The 8,021-nt window shown below is 29.4% G+C and carries 7 protein-coding genes and 1 riboswitch; of the genes, 2 read left to right on the top strand and 5 right to left on the bottom strand.

All coding sequences use genetic code 11. The features are described 5' to 3' along the window. Positions 1 to 725, bottom strand: a 725-nt coding sequence (locus VN21_RS14220) for a protein phosphatase 2C domain-containing protein (protein ID WP_046823847.1), incomplete at its 3' end; no start/stop codon positions are given. A gap of 72 nt (positions 726 to 797) precedes the next feature. Next, on the bottom strand, positions 798 to 1,124 hold the full coding sequence (locus VN21_RS14215) for a hypothetical protein (protein ID WP_046823846.1): 327 nt from the start codon (positions 1,122 to 1,124) through the stop codon (positions 798 to 800). Positions 1,125 to 1,267: 143 nt separating this feature from the next. Between VN21_RS14215 and VN21_RS14210 the strand changes: the two genes are divergently transcribed. After that, positions 1,268 to 3,040: a peroxiredoxin gene (locus tag VN21_RS14210; RefSeq protein WP_152650828.1), complete on the top strand. Its 1,773-nt coding sequence runs from the start codon at positions 1,268 to 1,270 to the stop codon at positions 3,038 to 3,040. Positions 3,041 to 3,168: 128 nt separating this feature from the next. Next, a riboswitch (Lysine riboswitch) is annotated at positions 3,169 to 3,340 on the top strand. 126 nt (positions 3,341 to 3,466) lie between these two features. Continuing rightward, on the top strand, positions 3,467 to 4,891 hold the full coding sequence (gene nhaC / locus VN21_RS14205; protein ID WP_046823844.1) for a Na+/H+ antiporter NhaC: 1,425 nt from the start codon (positions 3,467 to 3,469) through the stop codon (positions 4,889 to 4,891). A gap of 26 nt (positions 4,892 to 4,917) precedes the next feature. Here the strand turns inward: nhaC and VN21_RS14200 are convergent, their stop codons facing one another. From VN21_RS14200 to VN21_RS14190, 3 genes are all read right to left on the bottom strand, one after another. After that, positions 4,918 to 5,676, bottom strand: coding sequence for an acyl-CoA dehydratase activase (locus tag VN21_RS14200; protein ID WP_046823843.1), 759 nt, complete (start codon positions 5,674 to 5,676; stop codon positions 4,918 to 4,920). 13 nt (positions 5,677 to 5,689) lie between these two features. Continuing rightward, positions 5,690 to 6,844 (bottom strand): double-cubane-cluster-containing anaerobic reductase, encoded by a 1,155-nt coding sequence (locus tag VN21_RS14195; RefSeq protein WP_046823842.1) that lies wholly within the window; start codon positions 6,842 to 6,844, stop codon positions 5,690 to 5,692. 119 nt (positions 6,845 to 6,963) lie between these two features. Next, a complete protein-coding gene (locus VN21_RS14190; RefSeq protein ID WP_046823841.1) occupies positions 6,964 to 7,917 on the bottom strand; it encodes a calcium/sodium antiporter in 954 nt (317 codons plus the stop codon). Positions 7,918 to 8,021: the final 104 nt, after the last annotated feature.

Here is an 8,021-nt window from a genome sequence, read left to right as displayed (position 1 = left end):
TTTTTATATGTTTTTTTTAAATTATATTTAGTAAATACATTTTTTCTATACTGACTTATAGTATACTTCAAAGTTTCATCTAAATCTTTATAAGTTTTAAAACTATTTGTAAACCCATCTGAAAATAATATTATAGAGTCAATATATGCTTTATTAACTTTTTCTATCTTTAAATCTATATACCTGTAAGCATCATCTAAATACATTGAATTTAAAACCCCTTTTACCTTACTTGCTTTTGTATATTCCACTAAATTAAACTCGTTATCATATTCAATTATATCTCCATCTCCTATTTGCAAGTAGAGTTTAACGTTATCTGTTAGTAAAACTCCTATAAGAGTTGTTCCATAAAGTACATAATCTATATCATATACATTTGGAATTTTAGTTTTGTAGTGACTTATAACATAATCTCTCCATTTTTTTTGAATATTTTTTTCTATTCTTTTATCTTTTTTTAATTCTTTAATTAATATTTCTAAAGCATCATCATCTAAATTTTTTATATAATTGTACAATTCCGTTAATATATCAACACATGCATTACACGCAAATTCTGAACCTTTATAACTATATTTACATCTTTTTATTCCATGTCCATCAGCGATTGCGCAAATCACTCCATTTTCAAGTCTTTTGTGAATTAAGTAATCCTGCGAACCTTTATTTTTCATTTTGTTTTTATACCCAACCGTACTACTTGAAAATATATCGTATTTCATCCAACCCCCCCTTAACTTACTATTTATTATATTAGTGAACATAAAAAAAAGTACAGTTCACCCTGTACTTTTTTAAGATATTTTTCTTTTTCTAATTGCTTCTCTACTTCTAGTAGATCTTTTAGCCGGTTTAACCACTTGCTTTCGTCTTTGTACTCTAGCTCCAAATATTCTTTTACTATCGCATAAAACCCAGCATGGTGTTAGTGTTAAAACCATAGCCATAGTTAACATAATATAATATCTAAATCCTATGAATATCCCATTAAAAGCATTTACCAAAATCAGAATACTAATAATGCTTACAGATATTACAGATGATAATACAAAAATTCTCGAAATGTCTGAAAATGTTCTAGTAATTCTTGCCACTTTTTTATTTTTTCGGCTACTTTTCATGTTTATGCCCCCTAATTACAACAAATAATACATAGTTCTAATATAATAAATATAACAAATTTGTATTAAAATAGCAATTCTTATTAGTAACATTAACCGGTCATAATTAATAAATTAAATATTAAGAATAACTTTACAAAGGAGTGATTTATTTGCCATGTCTTCCTAACTTAGGTACTAAAGCACCTAATTTTAGTGCAAATACAACTCAAGGACCTATAAAGCTGTCTGATTATAAAGGTAAATGGGTTGTATTATTTTCTCATCCCGGTGATTTTACACCAGTATGTACAACAGAATTTTTGTGTTTTGCAAAATATTATTGTAACTTTAAAAAAAGAAATACTGAGCTTATAGGTCTTAGTGTTGATAGTAACAGCTCTCATTTAGCTTGGTTATACAATATATTTTTGCATACAGGCGTTGAAATTCCATTTCCTGTAATCGATGATAGAAAAATGGAAATATCTAGATTATATGGAATGATTTCAGAACAAATGAGCGATACATCTACTGTAAGATCAGTTTTTATCATTGATCCAAATCAAATTTTAAGAACAATACTATATTATCCTTTAACTACAGGAAGAAATATTCCTGAGATAGTTAGAATAATAGATGCTCTTCAAACATCAGATGAACAAAATGTTTTAACACCTGCTGACTGGCTTCCTGGAATGCCAGTAATTTTACCACCTCCTCAAACTTATGAAGAATTAAAAGAAAGAATTAAGAGTTGCGATAAAAACAAGAGCTGTATGGATTGGTATCTATGCTTTATAGATGATAAAGATCCTAATAAGAAAAAATTAGATTATAATAATTCAAAGTCTAAAAATAAATGTAGACCTCAAATAAATGCTCCATCTAGTGCTATTCCAATTAATCCAGATTGTCCTGGAATAAACAGATTAGTAGGAACATACGTTTTAGGGGATCCTACTAATGCAGATGCATTTTTACTTGATTTTGTAATATATGCATTTGTAGAAATAAAACCTGATGGTACTTTATTTGTCCCAACGCCTCGCTATTTACGTCAACTACTTGCACTTAGAAAAGATAATCCAGATCTTCAAGTGATTGCAGCCATTGGTGGATGGGGTCAAGATGGATTTTCAGATGCTGCATCTAATCCAGTTTCTAGATATAATTTTGCTAGACAAGTAAACTCTCTTATAAAACAATATGAATTAGATGGTATTGATATAGATTGGGAATATCCTGGAACTAGTGGTGCAGGTATTAAATCTAGACCTGAAGATAGAGAAAACTTTACACTTTTATTAACAGCTATTAGAGATGTAATAGGCTTTAATAAATGGTTAAGTGTTGCAGGTACTGGATCAAGAGAATATATAACTAAAAGTGCAGAAATAAATAAAATAGCACCTTTAATTGACTATTTCAACTTAATGAGCTACGATTTTACCGCTGGTGAAACAGGTCAAAAAGGACAAAAACATCAAGCAAACTTATATGAATCTCCTCTTTCTATACCAGGGTATAGTGTAGATATTATGGTTAATAATTTAATCGAAGCTGGAATGCCATCAGAAAAAATATTACTTGGAGTTCCTTTCTATGGTCGACTAGGAGCTACAGTAACTAAATCTTTTGATCAACTTAGAAAAGATTTTATAAATAAAAATGGATATATATACAAATTTGATAAAGAAGCACAAGCTTCATACTTAATAAAAGACGATGAGTTTGCTATGTCTTATGATGATATGCTATCTATTTATATAAAAACGCAATATGTAATAGATAATTGTCTTGGGGGTATTTTCTCTTGGATGGCTCCTTATGATAAAGCAAATATACTAGCTAAAGCAATGAGTGATGGAATTAACAACCCTAGTGAATTAAGACGTGAAATAGAAGAAACATATGGTCCCAACTTTTTAGTTTAAAAACTAATTTTAAAAAACAGTATATCTTATTTAAGATATACTGTTTTTTATTTTCATAAAATTTAAATTTATATTTACAATTCTGTTTAATATGTTATAATTAAATACATAAATTTAAACAGAATATAACTAATGGTAGAGGTTGCATTATTAAATAGTACTATTATTGAGGGAAAGCACCTATGATTTAATAGGAAAGGTAATGATGCCGAAATATATAAGTTAAGCTTAAAGCTTATATGTTGGGGTTATGTATAAGATATATAACACTGTCACTTTATGTGGAGGGCTATCTTTAGATTAAAGTTATTATATTTTTCAAATTATAATTTCAGGTCTAGGAATATCTCTTAATATTCTTAGACCTTTTTTAGTATCATTCTCCATTCCCGTTATATTCTCAATACACCATTTGGAGGTTACATTATGTTAAAAAGAGAAAAAAGGCAGGCATCGCTTGGCGATTCACTTCTATGTTTAGGTTTTTTGATATTTACACTATCTATATCTTTAACTAAACTAGGACTTTCAGCTCATATTCCCTTAGTTTTAGGTGGAGTTTTCTGTGGATTTGTTGCAATATTTAAATTAGGATTTACATGGAAAGAACTTGAAGAAGGTATATTATCAACTATAAATTCTACTATGCAAGCTATTATAATTTTATTAATAGTTGGTATGTTAATTGGTACATGGATAATTTCAGGAGTTGTTCCAAGTATGATATATTGGGGATTGAATATACTTTCTCCAGGAATATTTTTAGTTGCTACAACTATTATATGTTCAATAGTTTCTATATCTACAGGTTCTTCTTGGACTACAGCTGGTACTATCGGTATAGCTCTTTTAGGTATAGGGAGTGCTTTAGGAATTCCTAAAGAAATAATAGCTGGTGCTATTATCTCAGGAGCTTACTTTGGTGATAAAATGTCCCCACTTTCAGATACAACAAACTTAGCTCCTGCGATGGCTGGAACTAATTTATTTACACATATAAAACATATGCTTTATTCAACTGTACCAGCATATGTTATTGCTCTTATAATATATGCTGTAATTGGATTTAAGTACGCAGGCCAAGTTATAGATAATAGCCAAATCTTACAAATACAACAAGCTTTGGCTTCAAATTACAATACATTATCTCCGTTATTACTATTAATACCTTTAATGGTTATAGTTATGGTTATATTTAAAGTACCTGCTATTCCAGGTCTTATTATAGGTACATTACTTGGAGGTTTTGTAGCTATATTTTTCCAAGGAGCTTCAATTAAAGATGTTTTAGAAGTTGCTCAAATCGGATATACATCAAATAGTGGAATGGCCTTTGTAGACGAACTATTAACTCGAGGTGGGCTTAATAGTATGTTAGGTACAGTATCTCTTATGTTATGTGCGTTAACTACAGGTGGAATACTTGAAAAAACTGGAATGTTGGAAGCTTTAGCTTCTGCTATATTAAAATTTGCTAAAGGAACTTTTGGTTTAGTAGCTGCAACTATTTTTACATGTATAGGAACTAATTTAGCAGTTGCTGATCAATATTTAGCCATAGTAATGCCTGGAAGTATGTACAGAGAAGCATTTAAAAAGCAAGGTCTTTGCCCTGAAAATCTTTCTCGTTCTCTAGAAGACAGTGCAACTATAACATCTCCTCTTATTCCTTGGAATACATGTGGAGCATATATGAGTGCTACCCTTGGAGTTGGATCATTTGTATTTTTACCATTTGCATTTTTTAATCTTCTATGTCCCCTAATGTCATTGACGTTAGCTGCTACAGGTTTTGGAATTACAAAATTATCAGATGAAAATTCAGATGAACTTGAAAGTTCTATAGCATAATAAAAGGATGGCTATCAGCCATCCTTTTATTTTTTATATCCAATAATTGCAGCTCCTAGTGCACCTATTATTTGAGTATCATTAGCTATAAATATTTTCTTTTCTAAATTTTCTTCTAACATATTTACTAAAACATTACTTTTAGCAACCCCTCCAGTAAATGCAATATCATCTAATATGTCAATTCTAGATAACATAGATTTTGATCTATTTGCTATAGATTGTAATATTCCCGATGCTATTGATTCTTTAGATATATTCTTTGCTAATAAACTAATAATTTCTGATTCAGCAAAAACAGTACACATGCTTGATATATCTTGTGGTATTGCATCTTTAGCTAACTTATCAATGCTTTCTACATCACTTCCTAATAAGTTAGATGTAACTTGTAAAAAGCGTCCTGTACCTGCTGCACATTTATCATTCATTATGAAATTAGATACATTTCCATCATTATCTAAGTTTATAACTTTACTATCTTGTCCACCGATATCTAGTATTGTTCTTATATTGTTATTTAAAAAATGTATTCCTTTTGCATGACACGTTATCTCTGTAACTTTTTTGTCCACAAAGTCCATACTAACTCTTCCGTATCCTGTTCCTATAACTTTCTTTATTTTATCTTTGTCTATATCATTAGCAAGTTTTTCATAAACTTCTAATGATGCATTCTTAGGACTCCATCCTGTTGGTATAACAATTTTATTTAATATTTTTTCTCCATCAAATAATACACCTTTTGTTGCTACAGACCCAGAGTCTATACCTATACTGTACATAAAATCCACCTACTTAGTCTATCATTTCTATAAAAGCTTCAAATCTAGTTCTTAATTGTTCTGTATCAGATTTAGAATAATCTGTTTCTATAGCCATATAAGGCTTATTTTTAACGTTGTTTACAAATTGTTTAATTCTATAACTTTCTACATTGAATGTATGACATGCCTGAAGAACTACATCTATAACTCCATCTATCTTATATTCATCCATAAGTCTATCTATTAACTCTATTCTTGCATCATTATTTACCATACATGAACAAGCTATATTTATGTATTTTTTAGCAATTGCATCTATTGGATCTGGATTACTTTCATCAACTAACTCGTCATTAGATCTAATTCCTCCACAAAGCTCATATGCAACAACTACCGCACCGCTTTCTTCTATAGTTTTAACTATTTTCTCACTAACTCCACCTATAGGACATCCTGTTATAAGTATTCTTGGTTTATCTTCACTTACAGGTCTTTCACCTTTTTCATACTTTTCTTTTATAGATGCAGTTAAATCTCTTATACTTTGTTTTAATTCATCTCTATCAAATTTAAATCCTGAGTTATATAAAACTTGGTGCATATCAAATCCATTCATTGGTGGTGGTACTAATTTGCCTAGTTCATAAAACTCTTTTAATAATCTTCTCTCTTCATTTTTATCTTTTATAGCATCTCTTATATCATCATCAGTTATTTTAACTTCAAATTTATTTTCTATTTCTTCCTTTAAAACTACTATCTCATTTTTCCAAAGGTCAAAGGAATGCTTTCCAAGCTTGCTATTTGGTAATTGCATTAAATGTAAGTCTTTTGTTTTTGCTAGTTCTTCATACATTTTCTTTTTACCATCACATGTAGTCTCTGCTATTAATAAGTCTGAAAAATAAAAATAAGGACAAGTATCTGTTATTGCATGTCCAAAACTTGATTTTATAAGTGGACAAAGATTTCTTGGCAATATTTTTTCAGCTTCTGCTATAGGTTCTTCACTTACCCCACAAACTCCAACTGTTACAGCCTTTGCAGCCATTGGTATCTCAACTGGAGTAAATGCACAAAATACCCCAACTAATTTTTTCCCGCTCTCTTTTAACTCTTTAGCTTTTATAAATCCATTTCTTCTAGCTTCGCTAAACTCTTCAAACTTTTCTGGTAACGATATCATATCATTTCTCCCCCAACAATTTTAATGATTTATATCAAATTTTATCATATTTAGTATTTTTATGTAAAATAGTAAAAAACTATACTTCTCATATGAAATATAGTTTTTTACTATAACAATTATTGTCTTATAATTATAAATACCATATATGCTATATATGTTCCAGTCAAAATTATACCCTCAAATCGATTAACTTGTTTTTTACTTATTGCAAATATATAAGTAATCGCAGTAACAATTAACATAATAATCATATCTACAAATACGATAGGTTGTACATGTATAGTATGTATTATTGATGATGATCCTAAGACAAACAGTATATTAAATATATTTGATCCTATTATATTGCCAATGGCAATATCGCTTTCACCTTTTCTTGCAGCTACAACACTAGTTACAAGTTCAGGTAATGATGTCCCTATAGAAACTATAGTAAGTCCAACTAAGTTTTCACTCATCCCTAAATCTATAGCTATATTTGTAGCACTATCTACAACTAAATTCCCACCTATTATAATTCCTATAATACCACCTATGCTTAACAGTATACTTTTTGCTATAGGGTCTCTAGAGCTGCCTTGATCAACATCCATTTCCTCCTTTGAAGATAATGCCATTTCCAATAAATAATACATAAATATAGAAAACAATGCAAACAACATAAGACCATCAGATCTTGTAAGTGCATTTTCATTGTATCCTTGGAATTTTATATCATGTGATAGTATAAGTAAAACTAATGACGCTAACAATGCAAATGGAAATTCTTTTATTATAGTTGTTTTTTGAACCTTTACAGGAGCTATAATAGCTGATATACCTAACACACATAGTATATTGAATATATTTGATCCTACTACATTTGCTATAGCTATATCATTTTGACCTTTCATAGCTGCAGAAATACTTACTGCTGCTTCTGGAGCGCTTGTTCCAAAGGCGACTATAGTTAATCCTATTATTATAGTGGGTATATTTAATGCCTTTGCAATTGATGATGCTCCAACAACAAAGAAATCAGCAGATTTTATAAGTAATATAAATCCAATCAAAAGTATTACATACTTCATAAAATTGTACTCCTTTTTTCTTTTAGATTTATATTAACCATATCTGCTAATATTTATTACATTAGCAATTATTAGATAATTAATTGTATTAATACAATTAATTA

Source organism: Paraclostridium benzoelyticum (assembly GCF_001006285.1).
Classification (GTDB): domain Bacteria; phylum Bacillota; class Clostridia; order Peptostreptococcales; family Peptostreptococcaceae; genus Paraclostridium; species Paraclostridium benzoelyticum.
This window is presented reverse-complemented; position numbering and strand designations above follow the sequence as displayed.